Source organism: Moorena sp. SIO3B2, from assembly GCF_010692525.1.
GTDB classification, from domain to species: domain Bacteria; phylum Cyanobacteriota; class Cyanobacteriia; order Cyanobacteriales; family Coleofasciculaceae; genus Moorena; species Moorena producens.
Map to the genome: position 1 here is coordinate 1 of NZ_JAAHHE010000041.1, position 17586 is coordinate 17586.

A 17586-nucleotide genomic window follows, 5' to 3' on the forward strand; every position below is an offset into this window, starting at 1 on the left:
AATCTCAGAAAAGAAGTGGCAGTGATAAATGAGTTCAAAAAGAATCGGTTGCGCCGTGTACTTGGAGACTTGTTCGCACGGTGCGTTGGGGACGAAGCGGGAGCAATCCCGCTGACTTACCCAATCCACTGGCGGTGCGCTCAATCCGTAGATCTCGATTGGCTAAACAGAATTCAGAAAACTGGGCAGGGGTCATGGGGATGATCCCAGGAAGATTGACCATCACAGGGACAGTTTGGGTTTGAATGAGTAGCCTAGTCATTATAGGGTTTTTATCTAGGTTGTAAACATAATTCTTGTATAAAAAAGCTTGCATACAAGAGGAACCCACCCCTAACCCCTCCCAGGAGGGGAAAGGCAAGAGGGGAAAGAGATACGAAGTTTTATTGGACAGTAAAAAAATACCTCCTAGGTTTACATCTCATTTATAAACCCTATATACGCCAATGAAAGTATGTAAAGATTTATTACGAAACTAATAATTTCTGCGTAAAGTCAACAGATTATCCTGGGGAATAAATAGGGAGCATCCCACTGCTGTGTGAGCGTGATTATACCGCCCACATATAGCAGAAGTCAGAAGTCAGAAGTCAGAAGTCAGAAGTCAGAAGCGGTGCGACCCTGGTGATTTCTAATCACCATCAGAATGCGCACCAAGAGAGTATTACTCTTGCGCTTACTTAGGTTTGATACTTTTGTCATGTTCTAACTGCCCTGTCTTGATGCAATAGCGAGTGGGGGAAACCACGCCAGTTGCTCATGGGGGAGACCCCCAAGACCGCACTGGCTCCCCAAGACCGCGCTGCATCGCTGGCGACTGCTATAAAAAGATATTTTTGCCAAAAAAAATGGGATGCTCCCAATCAAGAGTATTCAAGTTATCTTTATAAGTGCTTTTAAGTGCTTTTAGCAGAACATGTTTTCTCGAAATCTCGCCTTTATCACCGGCATCAATAACTACACAAACGGCATTTCCCCCCTCAACACTGCCGTAAACGATGCCAAAAAACTAGTGGAAATTCTCCGCAAAAAGCATGATTACGAAGTCTGGGAATGCTTAGACGAAGTGGCAACTCTGTCTAACTTTAACAAATTTTTATCCCATACCTTACCCGAAAAAGTCACTGAAAATGACCGCTTATTATTTTACTTTGCTGGTCATGGAGTCGCTCTCAATGGGGATGATGGTCCGGCTGGTTACTTAATTCCTCAAGATGCTTTACTGGGGGATACTAATAGTTATCTGCCCATGACGAAGTTACATGACGCTTTAAGTCAATTACCCTGCCGTCATTTTTTGGGTATCCTCGACTGCTGTTTTGCTGGTGCTTTTAAATGGTCGAATACTAGGGATTTACTCACATCGCCAGAAGTAATTCACCAAGAGCGTTATGACCGTTTTATTAGTGACCCAGCCTGGCAAATCATTACTTCTTCAGCTTCTGACCAAAAAGCCTTAGATAACTTTAATTTAGATAGCGAACGCAGTCAAGTCGGTAATCATTCCCCTTTTGCTAGTGCATTATTAGAAGCCCTCGAAGGTGCAGCAGATATCTATCCTCCTGCTACGAATGGTAAATCGGCTGGAGATGGGGTAATTACAGCCACAGAATTATATTTATATTTACGGGATCGAGTCGAAATTCCCACAGAAAAATCCCGCCACCGACAAACGCCCGGTATTTGGTGTTTAAACAAGCACGATAAGGGAGAATATATCTTTCTTTCTCCGGGACATGAACTTAACTTACCACCAGCACCACCATTGGATGAGTCACAAAATCCCTACCGAGGTTTAAAGTCCTTTGAGGAGAAACACAGTTCACTGTTTTTCGGTAGAACATTACTAGTAGAAAAGTTAGACTATTTTGTCAAAGCTAATCCCCTGACAGTGGTGTTGGGTGCTTCCGGTTCCGGTAAGTCTAGCTTGGTCAAGGCCGGATTAATTCCCAAACTACGGCAAGATAACACTGAGAAATGGTGTATTTTGCCACCCATCCGTCCTGGTGAGACTCCCTTGGAAGCATTAAATAATGTGCTGACTGAAGCTAAGTTACCAAAGGTAGAGCCACAAAACCCCCAGCATAACCTGGCAATGAGCATTGATGTTTGGGCGAAAAATAACCCCAACTCTAAGTTATTACTGTTTATTGACCAAAGCGAAGAAATTATTACACTCTGTCGAAACTTAGATGAGCGTAAGGAGTTTTTCCAACAGATACTCACAGCTATCAATGCTCATGGGGATAAATTACGGGTAGTACTATCCCTACGGTCTGACTTTGAACCCCAAGTCAGAGATGCTGGCTTAAAGTTGGCACCGGAAGTACTAAATCAATTGGGAACCACGGTACTGATAAATCTTTGGCAAAGTGGACGATTTATTGTACCAGGGATGACACGAGGGGAACTGCGCGAAGCCATTGAGAAACCCGCAGAAATACGGGTCATGTATTTTCAGCCCCACGAATTAGTAGAAAAATTAATTGATGAAGTGGCGGATATGCCCGGAGCATTGCCCCTGCTGTCTTTTGCCTTGAGCGAACTGTATCTGAAATACTTAAGACGACAACGGGAGGCACAATACAGGGGTATTACTATTGACCGGGCGTTGACTCAAGGCGATTATATGGAATTGGGGGGAGTAATGCGATCGCTAACTCAAAGGGCGGATGAGGAGTATCAGAAGCTAGTTAATGAAAACCCCGCTTATGACCAAGTGATCCGTCATGTGATGCTGCGGATGGTGGCACTAGGTGGGGGTGAATTAGCCCGTAGGCGGGTACCTTTATCGGAATTGGAATATCCACCAGCGAAAAATAGTTTAGTCAAGGAAGTAATTGAGCGTTTTAGCACAGCACGGTTATTAGTAGAAGGACAAGATGTTGAGGGGAATCCCTATGTAGAACCAGCCCATGATGCTTTAGTGCGGGGTTGGCAAAAGCTGCTGGAGTGGAAACAAAAGGAGGAGGAAAATTTACTTCTACAACGGCGGTTGACTCCTGCGGCGGTGGAGTGGAAAAGCCAGCAACAGGCAAAGTTTCTTTGGAATGCTAACCCTCGTCTTGATTTGTTGAATAAAGAACTCAATTCTGAGGACAACTGGTTTAACCAAGTAGAAGTTGAGTTTGTGCAGCGTAGCGTCAGGCGAAAAAGCTTCAATACTCGTCGGAATTGGGTTGTTGCGATCGTAGTTATGCTGGGGTTAGGTACAGGTTTAGTATTTTCTTTGATTGGACAGAGAGATGCTTTGATCGGCCAAGTCAGGGCTGATCGGCAATCCGCCGAAGCAAACTTAGAATTAGGTCAAGATTTAGAAGCTTTGGTTGCTAGTTTACGAGCGGGTAAATCTCTAAAAGATTGGCCGGGATACTTATCCTTATTCAAGCCAGAAAATGAGCTTAAAACTCAAGTATTACAAACTTGGCGAAAGGTATTCTATTTAGCGAAAGAACGTAACCGCATAGAAGTGCCTGAAAACTTTAATAAGATGTTTTTTACGTCTGATCATCGGTTACTGATTGCTACAGCAGAGGATGGTACTGTCCGCTTACAAGACTTCAAAGGCACAGAACTACCCAAAGTATTTTCAGGACATAGAGGTGAAGTCAATCTTGATATTAATAAGGATGGTAGCTTATTAGCAACTATTGACGATAAATGTACTGTTCGCCTATGGAACTTGGAAGGAAAACAGCAAGAGCCACCAAAGCTTATACGTTGTATCTCACAGGATGAAAATCTCGGCAGTGATATCAGTTTCAGTCCTGATGGCAAGAAGCTTGTAGCCTATACAGACGATAGAAGGACTATCTACCTGTGGGACTTAACGGGAAATGAACCGAAGCTATTAAAAAAGGATCAAAACAATTTCAGTAGTATTAGTTTTAACTCCAAGAACCAGCTAGTTGTTGTAGCTAACGAATCTGACAATACCTTCCGCTTGTCAGACTTTATGTCTGGCAGTAATTTAGCAGATTTAAAAGATTTTGATGCGTGTCAATGGTGTTATAATCGACTCTTGGATAACCTCGTTTTTAGCCCTGATGGTAGATACTTGGCAGGCTCCTATGGAGAGGAGACAAGGATTGCGTATTTTGCTAGTTTAGAGGATGATAAATTGTGGAGGGCATTGACACCCATAATCCGACCTGTAAGCATCATTTTTGATGCCAAGAGTCGTCTGATTATCGGTCAAGAGAATAATGGTATTATTAGTGTTCATGATCCATCATTTGTGGTTGATGATTCGGGATTTGAACTGAAAGGGCATCAAGGTAGTATTCGTGAGGTTATTTCTAGCTCGAATGCCAGAAAACTTGCTAGTCGAGGTGATGACAATACTATTCGCTTGTGGGAAATAGAGAACAACCAGCAAGTGGAAGAGTTAAGCACAATTGAGACAATGGAGGGGAAGTTTAAAAGTCTCAGGATGAGCCCCGATGGCAAGCAAATAGCTGCTGTCAAACAAGATGGTACTGTCCATTTGTTGGATTTGAAGGGTAAGGATTTGAAGCGATTTAAAGATATTAAAGGCAAAATCAGCCAAATCATTTTTAGTCCTGATGGTCAGCAATTGGCTGCACTAGACGAAGATAATACGATTCGCATCTTGAATCTAAATGGGAAGGAATTGTATAAACCAAAAAAAATTGAAAAAACAATTAGCCAGCTTATTTTTAGTCGTGATGGTCAGCAATTGGCTGCCATGCACTGTGATTATACTATCTGTGATACTATTATCCATCTGTTTGAGTTGAACAGTAAAACTAAAACCTTGGAAAAAGTGTCCGAGAAGAGTTATCCTAGGGTTTACCCGGAGAGTCATATCGTTTTTAACTCGGATAACAAGCTGTTGGCAATGAGTATTAAAAATGAATTAGAGAAACATAATAAAATCTTCTTCGAATTGGAGTCTCATAAGCAATTAGTTGGGTTTGAGGATTATAATGGCGACATCAGTAGTGAAAAAAATGGTCTTGATATTCAGGGTAACTTATTAGCATCTATTGGGTACAGCTATGATATCCATGTATGGGATATCTCAGGAAAACGATTGACTACTTTAAAAGGAAAAGGGCAGCCAACAAACCAATTAACCAGTATAAGTCTTAGTGCTGATGGTAGCTTAATAGCTACCCTTGACGAGAAGGGTACTGCAAAGTTATGGCAGTTTGGAGGATTGGATGAACTGCTATCCAAGAGTTGTGATAGGGTGCGTGACTATCTTGAGAATAACCCCAATGTTGACAAGAGGGATCGCAATCTCTGCGACAATGTATATAGCAGTCGAAGTAAAGCTTAAGACATATTTATGCTCCCTGCTCCCTTTCAAGCAAAATACTTTGTCCTAAACTATACTTCGGTTGCTATACCAAAATTGGCGATCACCGAAGACTAATCGCACTCCAAAAACTCTTGGCACACAAGAGCGATTGGCCTACGGCCACGCTACGCGAGTCACGCGTTCGCAAAGCGTGGCCGTAGGCCTCAGCTTCCGCGCTTATGCGATTGGCCTACGGCCACGCTACGCGATGAAGCTTCGCTTCCGCGCTTATGCGATCGCTCTCTAAAAACTGTTGGTACGAAAGGGGAGCAGGTCAAAGTTGTAGAAGATATGAACTATCAGAACATCCGGGAAGGTGAAGGATGTTCTGATAGGACTTTGCCAGGGTTGCCCCCTGGCAAATCAGGAATTGTGAAGGATGTTTGGTGAAGGAAGATGAAGCAGGATGAAGGATGAGTTGGGATGTTATTGCTTTCCAGCAGTTGCTGACTAACTCGAGAAGAATGTACTATAGCGCTTTTTATCCTCATGAGGTACACATATTTTTTTCCCTCTTCCCTCTTCCCTCTTCCCTCTTCCCTCTTCCCTCTTCCCTCTTCCCTGCTCCCTGCTCCCTGCTCCCTGCTCCCTGCTCCCTGCTCCCTGCTCCCTGCTCCCTGCTCCCTAAAACCCAAAAAATTGTACCTTACTAGATTAAAAACCGCTATAGTTGATCTGGAGTTATCCAAATTTGAGTGCAGCTCAGCTGTACTTGTGGAAAGTTAAAGTACAGAAATCGGTCCAGGATTGGGGTTAACCCAAACTTGACCGATTTTTTTTATTGGGAATAGGGAGTAGGGACCAGCTGACAAGGGTAGGTTTTTTACTTTGGAGATAGGTAATAGGTAATAGGTAATAGGTAATAGGTAATAGGTAATAGGTAATAGGTAATAGGTAATAGGTAATAGGTAATAGGTAATGGGGAATGGGTAATGGGTAATGGGTAATGGGTAATGGGTAATGGCTAATCGGAACCCACCCGACACCCCGACCAGGAGGGGAAGAGCGGGAGATGGGTCGGTAATCGGTGGAAATTCTGGTAGATTTTCCGACATATTTTGAGAAATTTATTCCCAATGCCAGTACGTACTCGCCCTGCTAGGTAAAAAACCTACCCAAGTGAGGTAGGGATCAGGGAGTAGGGAGTAGGGAGTGTGGGGAGAGTGAACTGGGGTGAATGGGGTGAGTCGAGATCAAAAAATTGGTGCTAACTCGAAAAATTCCAAAATAGGGTTTTGAGATCGTCTTAAGGGTGTAGAGACAAAAGACAGAAAATAAAAACTTTGTCCAATGTCGAAACCTGAAAAGGTTTTCCTAGTAAACGTCAAATCATTAAGGAAAAGACATCCATCATGGCAACTAACACTATCAATTCTAAATCTGTACTAGCTAATGGTTCTACACTAGCTAATGGTTCTGAAGTAATTAGTCAGGCTAACGCTGCTTACGTCACCCACCTACCAGTTTTGAAAAAGGGAACAGCCGGTGAAGCTGTCCGCTTTCTCCAGCAGTTCTTAATTTGCTACATAGACTATTCTGTGCTTCTTGACGGACAGTTTGGCTCACAAACAGAACGGGCAGTAAGGGATTTCCAAAGCTACTACAACTCCCTCCAAAAATCTAATCCTGACTACTTGATTGTAGATGGGATTGTCGGTAAAGAAACCTATCGTGCCATCGGTAATACGTTTTGCTAAAGATCCCGAATTAGTAGGGATATAGCACAGGGTGGTGAACTGAGCCCCTGTTCACCACCTCATAAGGGTAGGTCTTTGTAAAAAACCTACCCTTATGAGGGTTAGGGGACCGGTCCCCATTACCGATTACCCATTACCCATTACCTATTACCTATTACCTATTACCCATTACCTATTACCTATTACCTATTACCTATTACCTATCTCCAAAGTAAAAAACCTACCCTTGTCAGGGGTCCCCATCTCCCTATCTATTTTTGGCGAGAATGAAATAGCCCTGCCCTTAATAAGAGGGTATTCCTATTCCATAAAAACCCATAATTTGGCACTTAATAAAATCGCCAACTGCTATATGTTCTCCCGAAATATCGCATTTATCGTCGGCATCAATAACTACACAAACGGCATTTCCCCCCTGCACACCCCCGTAAACGATGCCAAAAAACTAGTTGAAATTCTCCACAAAAAGCATGGCTATCAAGTCTGGGAATGCTTAGACGAACTTGCCAGCCTCACTAACTTCAAGAAATTTTTAGAAAAAACCTTACCGGAACAAGTCACTGAAAATGACCGCTTATTATTTTACTTTGCTGGTCATGGAGTTGCTCTCAATGGGGATGATGGCCCGGCTGGTTACTTAATTCCTCAAGATGCTTTACTGGGGGATACTAATAGTTATCTGCCCATGACCAAGTTACATGACGCTTTAAGTCAATTACCCTGTCGTCATTTCTTGGGTATCCTCGACTGCTGTTTTGCTGGTGCTTTTCGTTGGTCGAGTACCAGGGATTTACTCACATCGCCAGAAGTAATTCACCAAGAACGATACGACCGTTTTATTACTGACCCAGCCTGGCAAATCATTACTTCCTCAGCTTCTGATCAAAAAGCCTTAGATAACTTTAATTTAGATAGCGATCGCAGTCAAGTCGGCCATCATTCCCCTTTTGCTAGTGCATTATTAGAAGCCCTAGAAGGGGCAGCAGATATCTATCCTCTTGCCAAAAATGGTAAACCGGCTGGAGATGGGGTAATTACAGCCACAGAATTATATTTACATTTACGGAATCGAGTCGAAATACCCACAAAAAAATACCGTCAGCGACAAACCCCTGGTATTTGGTGTTTAAATAAGCACGATAAGGGAGAATATATCTTTCTTTCTCCCGGACATAAACTTAATTTACCACCAGCACCACCTTTGGATCAATCACAAAATCCCTATCGCGGTTTAAACTCCTTTGACGAGAAACACAGTTCACTGTTTTTCGGTAGAACATTACTAGTAGAAAAGTTAGAAGATTTTGTCAAAGCTCATCCCCTGACAGTGGTGTTGGGTGCTTCTGGTTCCGGTAAATCTAGCTTGGTAAAAGCCGGATTAATTCCCAAACTACGGCAAGATAATACTGAGAAATGGTGTATTTTGCCAGCCATCCGTCCTGGTGAAACGCCCTTACAAGGGTTAAATAATGCTTTGAAAAATACCCAATTACCAGAGGTAGCAGCCCAAAACCCACAGCAGAACCTGGCAATGAGCATTGATGTTTGGGCGAAAAATAACCCCAACTCTAAGTTATTACTGTTTATTGACCAAAGCGAAGAAATTATTACACTCTGTCGAAACTTAGATGAGCGTAAGGAGTTTTTCCAACAGATACTCACAGCCATAAATGCCCATGGGGATAAATTACGGGTAGTATTAAGCCTACGTTCTGATTTTGAACCCCACATCTGTGATGTGGGCTTAAAGTTGGCACCGGAAGTAATAAATCAATTGGGAACCACGGTACTGATAAATCTTTGGCAAAGTGGACGATTTATTGTACCGGCGATGACACGAGGGGAACTAAGGGAAGCGATCGAAAAACCGGCTCAAGCACGGGTAATGTATTTTCAACCCCACGATTTAGTAGAAAAATTAATTGATGAAGTGGCGGATATGCCCGGAGCATTGCCCCTGCTGTCTTTTGCCTTAAGTGAACTGTATCTGAAATACTTAAGGCGACAACGGGAGGCACAATACAGGGGTATTACTATTGACCGGGCGTTGACTCAAGCCGATTATATGGAATTGGGGGGAGTAATGCGATCGCTAACTCAAAGGGCAGATAAAGAGTATCAGAAGCTAGTTCAAGAAAATCCCGCTTATGACCAAGTAATCCGTCATGTCATGCTGCGGATGGTGGCACTAGGTGGGGGTGAATTAGCCCGTAGGCGGGTACCGTTATCAGAATTGGAATATCCCCCCGATAAAAATAGTTTAGTTAAGGAAGTAATTGAGCGTTTTAGCACAGCACGGTTATTAGTAGAAGGACAAGATAGTGAGGGAAATCCTGATGTCGAACCAGCCCATGATGCTTTGGTGCGGGGTTGGCAAAAGCTGCTGGAGTGGAAACAAAAGGATGAGGAAAATTTACTTCTACAACGGCGGTTGACGACCGCAGCACAGGAGTGGAAAAGCCAGCAACAGGCAAAGTTTCTTTGGCATGCTAACCCTCGTCTGGATTTGTTGAAAAAGGTACTGAATTCTGAGAATAACTGGCTGAACCAAGTGGAAGCTGAGTTTGTGCGGCGTAGTCTGCAAAAAAGGCGAAATGATAGCTGTCGATTAATTAGCTGTGTAACTGGATTGATTCTGGCTCTGAGTGGATTGAGCATCTTTAGTTTTAATCAGTTGCAGCAACTCAAATGCGCATCTGAGCAATTCCAAAGCGACTCTATGAAAGTACTAGGGGAATTTTCCATCAATACTGTATTGAACATTAACCCCACTTCTGAAAACAATCGAGTTCGTTGAGAGGTAAAGGCACTCATTGAAGCCCCTTGTACAACTCTGTTGGAATAAAAAAGTAAGGTATTTGCCATGTCACGCAACTATAATATAGCAAGTCTTATACCCATGAGGTACAAATCTCTGGGTTTTAGGGAGCAGGGACTTCGGAGCAGCGATGCAGCGCGGTCTTGGGGAGCCAGTGCGGTCTTGGGGGTTCCCCCCGGAGACGAAACCTTAGACAGTTGAGCCTTTATGATTGTTAGGCTATGCAGAAAAGGGGTAAAACTTATTGATTAAGGCTCAACTGTCTTACGGTAACTTCGGCGTAGCCGACGCTTCGCGAACAAACCATGAGCAACTGGCGTGGTTTCCCCCATGAGCGACTGCATCAAGACGGGAGCAGCGGATATGGGAAGTCGGAAGAGGGAAGAGGGAAAAAATAATGTGTACCTCATAGCTATGAGAAACGCTATAGACATCTCCAAAAACTGTTGGTACACAAGTGCGATTGGCCGTAGGCCACGCTACGCGAGTCACGCGTTCGCAAAGCGTGGCCTACGGCCTCAGCTTCCGCGCTTGTGCGATTGGCCGTAGGCCACGCCAAAGGCGATCGCACTCTCGTTAATCTTGGTTGAGAAGTAGTCGGGCAATCACTAAAGTTTTTCTTGGTTGAGAAGTAGTGCGATCGCCTCTGCCGGATCTACCACCGTTACTCCCTCTAATATCTGACCGTAAAACGAACCAAAGTGCTTCTTATCACCCGTTACCAAAAGGTCTGCCCTATTCTCTACTGCTGTCGCTAAAATAGGAGCATCTTTCAAAGGTAGCCCCATCTCCATGGCCCAATTAACTCGTGAAACCGGTGCTTCTCCAACAATAATTAGTTTAGGGATTAAATCCCGTTCCAATCGTGTCAAAGCTTCGGGATACTTAGCTGTAATGTTACGGCGTGTTTCTTCCAAGGCGTGAGGCGATGTTAGCAAAGCACAATACCCAGCAGAAGCTAACTCAAACAAAGCGTTACAGCGACCATCAGGACTAATAGCGGCTGCAAAGATTACATTGGCATCCAGAAACACGCGCATGTATCTTTCCTACTCAGCATCTTTAAGTTGACCCATTAGCTGTTCGGCTTCTTCGTTAGTTAAGCGATCGCCTGATAAAAACTCCTCAATCCGTTCCTCTGTATAGATCTCAATCGGATACACTCCCGCAGGACGCAGTAGAATTCCACCATCAGCAGTAGTTTCTACCAGTAGCATAGTTTCACCTTCCAACCCTAGACGATTGAGAATTGCTTTGGGAAGAGAGAGTTGACCTTTTTTTCCTAGCTTGATGACTTCCATAATTTAAAATAATTATAATCCGGCAAACCGGACTTTAAGTAAATAGTAATCGATCAGGCTAAAGAGTGCTCGTTTGGCTACATCACCAGAGAAAAGGACATACGAGGATAACAATTACTATTAATAATCAACAGGATCAGGATCGGCTAGATGAATACGATTTTAGCAAAGGCATACGTGGTAAATATGCTCACAGATATAGGGAAACTAGCAACATTGTTAAGTTGGATGACGATGTGGCTGAAATTTTTCCAGATGAAAAATCAGTTAATGATGCACTGCGGGCTTTAGCTAATATTATTTCTATCAACACTTAGCCTAACAGGATGAAAAAGAAGCGTATGCTAACTTAGTTGATCTTGGTTAAGAAGTAGTGCAGTCAGCCGAGCTATGCCCGTAGGGCTGATCGCGTAGCGTGGCCGTAGGCCAATCACACCGAAAGCATTACCTACGAGTTCGATTTGCTATCAGCAACACTACGTGAACGCATCCATTCATCCAAATCCTCGGGTTTCGTAAAGTCCAACAACGCTTCCCCCAAAGCTTCAAGCTGAGGGAGGGATAAGGCTTGAACCTGCGTTCGCGTAGCGTGACCATTCGCGTAGCTTGGCCTAAAGGCCAAGGTCAATCGCCCTTCCTTCTGGGTTATAAAGCTGATCTATAACAGCCTCACGATCTTCTGGAGGCACTGATAAGATGTCATAGGCCATCTTGTTTGTTCCTTCTTCCAGAAGTTTTGACCACTTTTTGGCAAGATCAGCATTCTCCTCTTTTTGAATAGCCTCAACGACATTGAAGCCAATAAGTAAGGTAGTTCTACCAGTACCATCTGTCGCTGCAACTCGATCAATCGATCTGCCATGTCTTGCGATCGCAGTATCCTCTCTTCTTTTCTTTTTCCGCTCAACTTCCTGTTTCTCAATTTGCAGCATCAGTTGAGCTTCTATGTATTGCTGCATCTTGGTCTAGACAAGATATAGCAATTCTCTATGCCATGAGGTACAAAGAGATCCCCCTAAATCCCCCTTATCAAGGGGGACTTTGAGGTTGAGAAGCGTACCTCATAAATCCTAGAAACGCTATAGCTATTTCGTAACTTGAGTTGCCTTAGTCGTTCTAGGTTGTCGGAGAAAGTCCTGATCTCTACGGGGACTCTTGGGAATTTGTTGCCATCTGAACCTGCATTTAATCCTTCAACTGCGGCATGGCGACTATTGCCATCGATAATTATTCCCCATTGATCAACTAAGAGAGGGACTAATTCTGGATTCGACCCATCCAATTCCTTGATCAATCGTTCCACATTTCCAGAGTTGTTGATATAGATCAGTTCATTGAATGGGAGTCTGATTAATAACTCTGGGTCAACGTCTGCTAGTCCTTCCTCAAATAATAATCGGAAATTTACATTATATGACATGATTGCCATATTTCTGGCCTTTTTGGAGTAGGAAACATAGCCACCACACCAGACAATCCCCTGGCTATCCCACAAGGATGGAGGGTGTAGGGTGTGGGGTGTGGGGTATGGGGTGTGGTGAAAATAGGCATGTACACAAATTAGCTAGAAAAGGCTTCATTAACCAACATTTACCTGATTTAATCGTACATTAGCCGATTTAAGCATCCCTACCAACTTTCGCGAAGCTCGGTCTTTTTTCCCTACACCCTACATCCTACACCCTACACCCTGCCTAACACCCTACCCCCTGAGCTACAATAGACTCTTAACGGACTGCGCTTTGAGGAGATGCCGTCATGAATTCTATTTCAACAACCATTACTCTGCAAATTCCTGACTTCCTCTATCAGCGCTTGGTCAACACTGCCCAAGCAACTGAACGCTCTCTTGAAGCTGTCATGCTCCATGCTTTACAAATTGGTAGTCCCCCCAATTGGTCTGATGTACCTGAAGAATTTCAAGCAGATCTAGCTGCCTTAGATAGGTTGGAAGACCAAGCTTTGTGGCCTATTGCCCAGAGTAAAAAAACACCGGAAGAAATGGAGCGTCACTACTGGTTGTTAGCTCAAAATCAAGAGCGTTCTTTAACAGATGCAGAACAGATTGAACTTGAGCAGCTTAAGATTTCAGCAGATCGTTTTATGCTACGCAAAGCTCATGCAGCGGCTCTCCTGAAATGGCGCGGTTACCCAGTTCCTCAAAGTATTGTGTAACCTCATGGCCTATATTCCAATATCTTTGAAGAATGAGATCGATCGCCAAGATCGCCGTTATTGTTGCTATTGCCAAACTAGTGAAGCAAATAGTGGTATTCCTTTAACTTACGATCACATTTTACCACAGCTCTATTGGGGGAAAGAGCATATTTTCAAATGTTTGCCTCGCCTGCTATACCTGCAACCAATTTAAATCGGATACAACTGTTGCCCTCGACCCTTTAACTAGTCAAACTGTTCACTTATTTAATCCCCGCACTCAGAATTGGGATGAACATTTCTCATGGAATGTGGATTTCACAAAAATTCAAGGACTAACCCCTGTGGGACGAGTAACAGTCATTACGCTTAAAATGAATAATCCCCTCGTTGTAGAAGCACGGTTTCGATGGACAATTAATGGTTGGCATCCCCCATCTTTTCTAGCGGAAAGATGAGCATAAAGTCTCTAGAGGTGACAACAAAGTTAAAAAGGAGACTGGGTGTAGGGTGACCGGGTGTGGGGTGTGGTTAAAATGAAGGTACATATCACTGCTATGTGGGTTTCATCAAGCCTCACTCTCCCTGATTCAATCATCCATTACCCAATTCAATTTTCTCTACTAACAAGGTGTTGCTCTTCTTTTTTCCCTACACCCTATACCCTACACCCCACAACCTACCTACTTTTTAATTCACTTGTCACCCCGTGAGATATGGGCGTACACTTTTGTGATTATAAAAAAATAATATCAAAAAATAACACCAACCGATGATAATATTGGCCAGATAGCCCAGATGCTCAGATGCCAGTTCATCGCAATGCAAACTAATGCGCACTGACAGCCTATTTTATAAAATCTTCCAAACCCTCCCTGGCACTCTCTTTGAACTCCTGGGAGACAACACTCAACTGGCACAAAACTATACATTTAAGGCCATCGAACTCAAAGAACTCGCCAAACGCACCGACGGCGTATTTCTCCCCAAACGGGACGGTGACCCCATTTATTTCGTAGAAGTCCAATTTCAGAAAGATGAAGACTTGTACTACCGCCTGATGCAAGAAGTGTTTGTCTACTTAGGACAAAATCGTTGGCGACATGGCTGGCAAGCGGTAGTATTTTGGGCTAAGCGCAGCTTGGATACAGGGATTCCCAGATGTTACGATGGCGAAGTCCAAACAGGATATCTGCACTCACTTTACCTTGATGAAACTCCAGACACCTCAGACTCAATCGGATTGGGACTGGTACGGCTGGTAGTGGAACCTCAAGCCAATGTCCAACACAGAGTACGACAACTAGAAAGATGTGCGAGGGCTCTACCAGTAGCACAGCAAAGAAATGCGATAGAATTAGTAGAACAAGCCTTAGTATATAAATTTCCTGAACGTCCTTGGAGGGAATTAGAAGCGATGTTTGGACTCACAGAATGGAAACAGACCAGATTTTATCGGGAAGTTAAGGCTGAAGGTCACCAAGAAGGTCACCAAGAAGGTCACCAAGAAGGTCACCAAGAAGGTCATCAAGAAGGTCGCATCACTGAGGCACAGATTTTGGTCATGCGTCTGCTGAAAAAACGATTCCCAGAAATGACCGAGGAAATAAACAATGTAGTTCAAGGTTTGTCTTTGTCAAATTTGGAAGGGTTAACAGATATTATTTTTGAGTTGAATAGTTGGGAAGATTTGTTGAGCTGGTTGTCACAGGTAGACCAATAATGCTCACATGGATTTGATCCCACTCATACTGTAGAAATGCTGTGAAAAAAACTCCCAACTTTACAATGCCTTGAACACCTGGTTAGGTCAAGCGATCGCAGAACTCGTAGGGTGGGCAAGGGGAAACTTTACCAATAGATTCATCAAATACCCCCTTTTCCCTTTGCCCACCAAATTACTCCCCAAGACTTACTGATAGTTCAACTGCTGAGGCGGAGTCAATATCAGAAGAGCACTTTATATATGGGCGTACACCTTTGTCATTATAAAAAAATAATATCAAAAAATAACACCAACCGATGATAATATTGGCCAGATAACCCAAATGCCAGTTCCTTCCAATGCTAACCAATGCGCACTGACAGCCTATTTTATAAAGTCTTCCAAACCCTCCCTGGCACTCTCTTTGAACTCCTGGGAGACAACACTCAACTAGCACAAAACTATAATTTTAAGGCCGTCGAACTCAAAGAACTCGCCAAACGCACCGACGGCGTATTTCTCCCCAAACGAGATGGCGACCCTATTTATTTCGTAGAAGTCCAATTTCAGAAAGATGAAGACTTGTACTACCGCCTGATGCAAGAAGTGTTTGTCTACTTAGGACAAAATCGTTGGCGACATGGCTGGCAAGCGGTAGTATTTTGGGCTAAGCGCAGCTTGGATACAGGGATTCCCAGATGTTACGATGGCGAAGTCCAAACAGGATATCTGCACTCACTTTACCTTGATGAAACTCCAGACACCTCAGACTCAATCGGATTGGGACTGGTACGGCTGGTAGTGGAACCTCAAGCCAATGTCCAACACAGAGTACGACAACTAGAAAGATGTGCGAGGGCTCTACCAGTAGCACAGCAAAGAAATGCGATAGAATTAATAGAACAAGCCTTAGTATATAAATTTCCTGAACGTCCTTGGAGGGAATTAGAAGCGATGTTTGGACTCACAGAATGGAAACAGACCAGATTTTATCAGGAAGTGAATGCTGAAGGTCGCATTACTGAGGCACAGATTTTGGTGATGCGTCTGCTAAAAAAACGATTCCCAGAAAAGACCGAGGAAATAAACAATGTAGTTCAAGGTTTGTCTTTGTCAAATTTGGAAGGGTTAACAGATATTATTTTTGAGTTAAAAAGTTGGGAAGATTTCTTGAGCTGGTTGTCACAGTTAGACCAATAATGCTCACATGGAGTTGATACCACTCATACTCTAGAAATGCTGTGAAAAAAACTCCCAACTTTACAATGCCTTGAACACCTGGTTAGGTCAAGTCTGCCCTTGGAGCCATCAGGGCAATCTGACGACTTGCCTGTGAAAGCGTTGTGATTGGTTCCATACGGGGGCATTGAACCCCCTGGTGGAACCGCGCATTCCTCTCACACCAAATCAAAGATTATGGTGTGAGGCTCCTGCTAAACTAGCTGATCTTCCCTATCTCCCAGATGTGAGCATTCAGCTATCAGCTATTAGCTATCAGCTATCAGCTATTAGCTATCAGCTATCAGCTATCAGCTTATGGGTCACAGGCTAGAAGCCTGTGCCACGCTGTCTTGATGCAAAGCGCGAGTGGGGGAAACCACGGCAGTTGCTCATGGGGGGAACCCCCAAGACCGCACTGCCTCCCCAAGACCGCGCTGCATCGCTACTTGATGTGCTTTTGAATAAAATAAGCTGACGGCTGACGGCTGACGACTGACGGCTGACGGCTGACGGCTGACGGCTGATAGCTGAATGCTTACTCCCAGATTCACTGAAGCGTGTTGATCAAGCTCAAGGATGAAGCTCAAAGGTAAGCTTCGGTTTAAGAACCCATCTGGGCAGCAACTTCTTCAGCAAAGTTGCTTTCTTCCTTTTCAATACCTTCACCCAAGACGTAGCGAGTGAAGCGACGCACTTGGATGTTTTCACCCAACTGGGCAACACATTGCTTGACTAATTCTTCCACTGTGATGCTTTGATCACGAATGTAAGGTTGATCCATCAACGAGAGTTCTTTAAGGCGTTTTTCAATCCTACCCTGAACAATTTTCTCTTTGATATTTTCGGGCTTCTTACCTAAGTCATCCCTACCCATTTCAATGTCTTTTTCTTTTTGAACAATCTCTTGAGGGATGTCATCGACCTTCACGTATTCAACGTTAGGGCAAGCTGCTACTTGCATGGCGACGTTCTTGACTAGGGCTTGGAACTCATCGCGGCGGGCAACAAAATCGGTCTCGCAGTTAATTTCTACGAGTACACCGACTCGACCACCAGTGTGGATGTAGCTGCCGATAATTCCTTCTGCTGCCACACGACCGGATTTTTTCTCAGCTGAGGTAATGCCTTTTTTCCGCAGCCATTCCATAGCTTTGGTCATGTCTCCGTCGCTTTCTACGAGAGCTTTTTTGCAATCCATCATGCCAGCGCCGGTTTTTTCTCGTAGCTCTTTGACAAGTTTTGCTGTAATTTCCGCCATGTTGTTTTTGTTCCTACTGTTAGTGAAACTGATTACACCGTGATATCTTCCCACACTACTCGATCCGTGAGTATGGGCTTCCCAGCCCACGCTGAAAACTAGT

Annotated in this window: 19 protein-coding genes and 1 pseudogene; 9 read left to right on the forward strand and 11 right to left on the reverse strand. The window is 43.8% G+C overall.

Annotated features, from left to right (window positions below):
- Positions 1-124: 124 nt before the first annotated feature.
- Positions 125-262, reverse strand: a pseudogene (locus tag F6K38_RS44160) (Uma2 family endonuclease); the annotation flags it as partial.
- A 654-nt stretch (positions 263-916) separates the two neighbouring features.
- Here F6K38_RS44160 and F6K38_RS12575 point away from each other — a divergent pair.
- The gene (locus F6K38_RS12575) at positions 917-5305 is read left to right on the forward strand and encodes an nSTAND1 domain-containing NTPase (protein WP_287356678.1); all 4389 of its coding nucleotides are present in this window, start codon (positions 917-919) and stop codon (positions 5303-5305) included.
- Positions 5306-5366: 61 nt separating this feature from the next.
- Positions 5367-5573 (forward strand): hypothetical protein, encoded by a 207-nt coding sequence (locus F6K38_RS12580; protein WP_131826990.1) that lies wholly within the window; start codon positions 5367-5369, stop codon positions 5571-5573.
- Positions 5574-5625: 52 nt separating this feature from the next.
- Here the strand turns inward: F6K38_RS12580 and F6K38_RS12585 are convergent, their stop codons facing one another.
- Together F6K38_RS12585 and F6K38_RS12590 are read right to left on the reverse strand one after the other, a co-directional pair.
- Entirely contained in the window at positions 5626-6015 is a 390-nt protein-coding gene (locus F6K38_RS12585) for a hypothetical protein (protein ID WP_287356680.1), read from the reverse strand.
- 33 nt (positions 6016-6048) lie between these two features.
- Positions 6049-6381, reverse strand: coding sequence for a hypothetical protein (locus F6K38_RS12590; RefSeq protein WP_287356682.1), 333 nt, complete (start codon positions 6379-6381; stop codon positions 6049-6051).
- 297 nt (positions 6382-6678) lie between these two features.
- Between F6K38_RS12590 and F6K38_RS12595 the strand changes: the two genes are divergently transcribed.
- Together F6K38_RS12595 and F6K38_RS12600 are read left to right on the forward strand one after the other, a co-directional pair.
- The gene (locus tag F6K38_RS12595; RefSeq protein WP_008189214.1) at positions 6679-7023 is read left to right on the forward strand and encodes a peptidoglycan-binding domain-containing protein; all 345 of its coding nucleotides are present in this window, start codon (positions 6679-6681) and stop codon (positions 7021-7023) included.
- Positions 7024-7375: 352 nt separating this feature from the next.
- On the forward strand, positions 7376-9820 hold the full coding sequence (locus F6K38_RS12600; RefSeq protein ID WP_287356695.1) for a caspase family protein: 2445 nt from the start codon (positions 7376-7378) through the stop codon (positions 9818-9820).
- 269 nt (positions 9821-10089) lie between these two features.
- Here the strand turns inward: F6K38_RS12600 and F6K38_RS12605 are convergent, their stop codons facing one another.
- Entirely contained in the window at positions 10090-10251 is a 162-nt protein-coding gene (locus F6K38_RS12605) for a hypothetical protein (protein WP_154659940.1), read from the reverse strand.
- A gap of 47 nt (positions 10252-10298) precedes the next feature.
- On the opposite strand from F6K38_RS12605, the gene F6K38_RS12610 reads away from it, so the two are divergent.
- A complete protein-coding gene (locus F6K38_RS12610) occupies positions 10299-10421 on the forward strand; it encodes a hypothetical protein (RefSeq protein WP_287251492.1) in 123 nt (40 codons plus the stop codon).
- Positions 10422-10449: 28 nt separating this feature from the next.
- Here the strand turns inward: F6K38_RS12610 and F6K38_RS12615 are convergent, their stop codons facing one another.
- A complete protein-coding gene (locus tag F6K38_RS12615; protein ID WP_008189219.1) occupies positions 10450-10881 on the reverse strand; it encodes a putative toxin-antitoxin system toxin component, PIN family in 432 nt (143 codons plus the stop codon).
- Between the two features lie 9 nt (positions 10882-10890).
- Positions 10891-11142, reverse strand: a complete 252-nt coding sequence (locus F6K38_RS12620; protein WP_008189221.1) for an AbrB/MazE/SpoVT family DNA-binding domain-containing protein — start codon at positions 11140-11142, stop codon at positions 10891-10893.
- A 65-nt stretch (positions 11143-11207) separates the two neighbouring features.
- Between F6K38_RS12620 and F6K38_RS12625 the strand changes: the two genes are divergently transcribed.
- Positions 11208-11459, forward strand: a complete 252-nt coding sequence (locus F6K38_RS12625; RefSeq protein ID WP_008189223.1) for a hypothetical protein — start codon at positions 11208-11210, stop codon at positions 11457-11459.
- A 131-nt stretch (positions 11460-11590) separates the two neighbouring features.
- Here the strand turns inward: F6K38_RS12625 and F6K38_RS12630 are convergent, their stop codons facing one another.
- The 3 genes from F6K38_RS12630 to F6K38_RS12640 are packed head-to-tail and all read right to left on the reverse strand — an operon-like array spanning position 11591 to position 12637.
- The gene (locus tag F6K38_RS12630) at positions 11591-11770 is read right to left on the reverse strand and encodes a DUF4351 domain-containing protein (RefSeq protein ID WP_287356684.1); all 180 of its coding nucleotides are present in this window, start codon (positions 11768-11770) and stop codon (positions 11591-11593) included.
- Positions 11754-12101 carry a hypothetical protein gene (locus tag F6K38_RS12635; protein ID WP_008189225.1) on the reverse strand — a complete coding sequence of 116 codons (348 nt, stop codon included), beginning with the start codon at positions 12099-12101 and terminating at the stop codon, positions 11754-11756. The genes F6K38_RS12630 and F6K38_RS12635 overlap by 17 nt, the downstream gene beginning before the upstream one ends.
- Before the next feature lie 56 nt (positions 12102-12157).
- Positions 12158-12637, reverse strand: a complete 480-nt coding sequence (locus F6K38_RS12640) for a ParB N-terminal domain-containing protein (protein ID WP_008189227.1) — start codon at positions 12635-12637, stop codon at positions 12158-12160.
- A 263-nt stretch (positions 12638-12900) separates the two neighbouring features.
- Between F6K38_RS12640 and F6K38_RS12645 the strand changes: the two genes are divergently transcribed.
- The 3 genes from F6K38_RS12645 (at position 12901) to F6K38_RS12655 (ending at position 16204) form a co-directional block, all read left to right on the forward strand.
- Entirely contained in the window at positions 12901-13317 is a 417-nt protein-coding gene (locus F6K38_RS12645) for a hypothetical protein (protein ID WP_008189230.1), read from the forward strand.
- 814 nt (positions 13318-14131) lie between these two features.
- On the forward strand, positions 14132-15022 hold the full coding sequence (locus F6K38_RS12650; protein ID WP_287356686.1) for an Rpn family recombination-promoting nuclease/putative transposase: 891 nt from the start codon (positions 14132-14134) through the stop codon (positions 15020-15022).
- Between the two features lie 351 nt (positions 15023-15373).
- Positions 15374-16204 carry an Rpn family recombination-promoting nuclease/putative transposase gene (locus F6K38_RS12655; protein ID WP_287356687.1) on the forward strand — a complete coding sequence of 277 codons (831 nt, stop codon included), beginning with the start codon at positions 15374-15376 and terminating at the stop codon, positions 16202-16204.
- Positions 16205-16614: 410 nt separating this feature from the next.
- Here the strand turns inward: F6K38_RS12655 and F6K38_RS12660 are convergent, their stop codons facing one another.
- Complete coding sequence (locus F6K38_RS12660; RefSeq protein WP_154659941.1) at positions 16615-16812, reverse strand: hypothetical protein; 198 nt, start codon at positions 16810-16812, stop codon at positions 16615-16617.
- Between the two features lie 14 nt (positions 16813-16826).
- Positions 16827-17483, reverse strand: a complete 657-nt coding sequence (gene tsf / locus F6K38_RS12665; RefSeq protein WP_008189236.1) for a translation elongation factor Ts — start codon at positions 17481-17483, stop codon at positions 16827-16829.
- Positions 17484-17586: the final 103 nt, after the last annotated feature.

Bases quoted from the DNA above. Each gene is read 5' to 3' on its own strand.
- F6K38_RS12605 (WP_154659940.1), bottom strand. From the start codon at position 10,251: ATGAGGTACACATTATTTTTTCCCTCTTCCCTCTTCCGACTTCCCATA.
- tsf (WP_008189236.1), bottom strand. From the start codon at position 17,483: ATGGCGGAAATTACAGCAAAACTTGTCAAAGAGCTACGAGAAAAAACC.
- F6K38_RS12655 (WP_287356687.1), top strand. From the start codon at position 15,374: ATGCGCACTGACAGCCTATTTTATAAAGTCTTCCAAACCCTCCCTGGC.
- F6K38_RS12575 (WP_287356678.1), top strand. From the start codon at position 917: ATGTTTTCTCGAAATCTCGCCTTTATCACCGGCATCAATAACTACACA.
- F6K38_RS12600 (WP_287356695.1), top strand. From the start codon at position 7,376: ATGTTCTCCCGAAATATCGCATTTATCGTCGGCATCAATAACTACACA.
- F6K38_RS12590 (WP_287356682.1), bottom strand. From the start codon at position 6,381: ATGTCGGAAAATCTACCAGAATTTCCACCGATTACCGACCCATCTCCC.
- F6K38_RS12615 (WP_008189219.1), bottom strand. From the start codon at position 10,881: ATGCGCGTGTTTCTGGATGCCAATGTAATCTTTGCAGCCGCTATTAGT.
- F6K38_RS12650 (WP_287356686.1), top strand. From the start codon at position 14,132: ATGCGCACTGACAGCCTATTTTATAAAATCTTCCAAACCCTCCCTGGC.
- F6K38_RS12595 (WP_008189214.1), top strand. From the start codon at position 6,679: ATGGCAACTAACACTATCAATTCTAAATCTGTACTAGCTAATGGTTCT.
- F6K38_RS12620 (WP_008189221.1), bottom strand. From the start codon at position 11,142: ATGGAAGTCATCAAGCTAGGAAAAAAAGGTCAACTCTCTCTTCCCAAA.
- F6K38_RS12635 (WP_008189225.1), bottom strand. From the start codon at position 12,101: ATGCAGCAATACATAGAAGCTCAACTGATGCTGCAAATTGAGAAACAG.
- F6K38_RS12645 (WP_008189230.1), top strand. From the start codon at position 12,901: ATGAATTCTATTTCAACAACCATTACTCTGCAAATTCCTGACTTCCTC.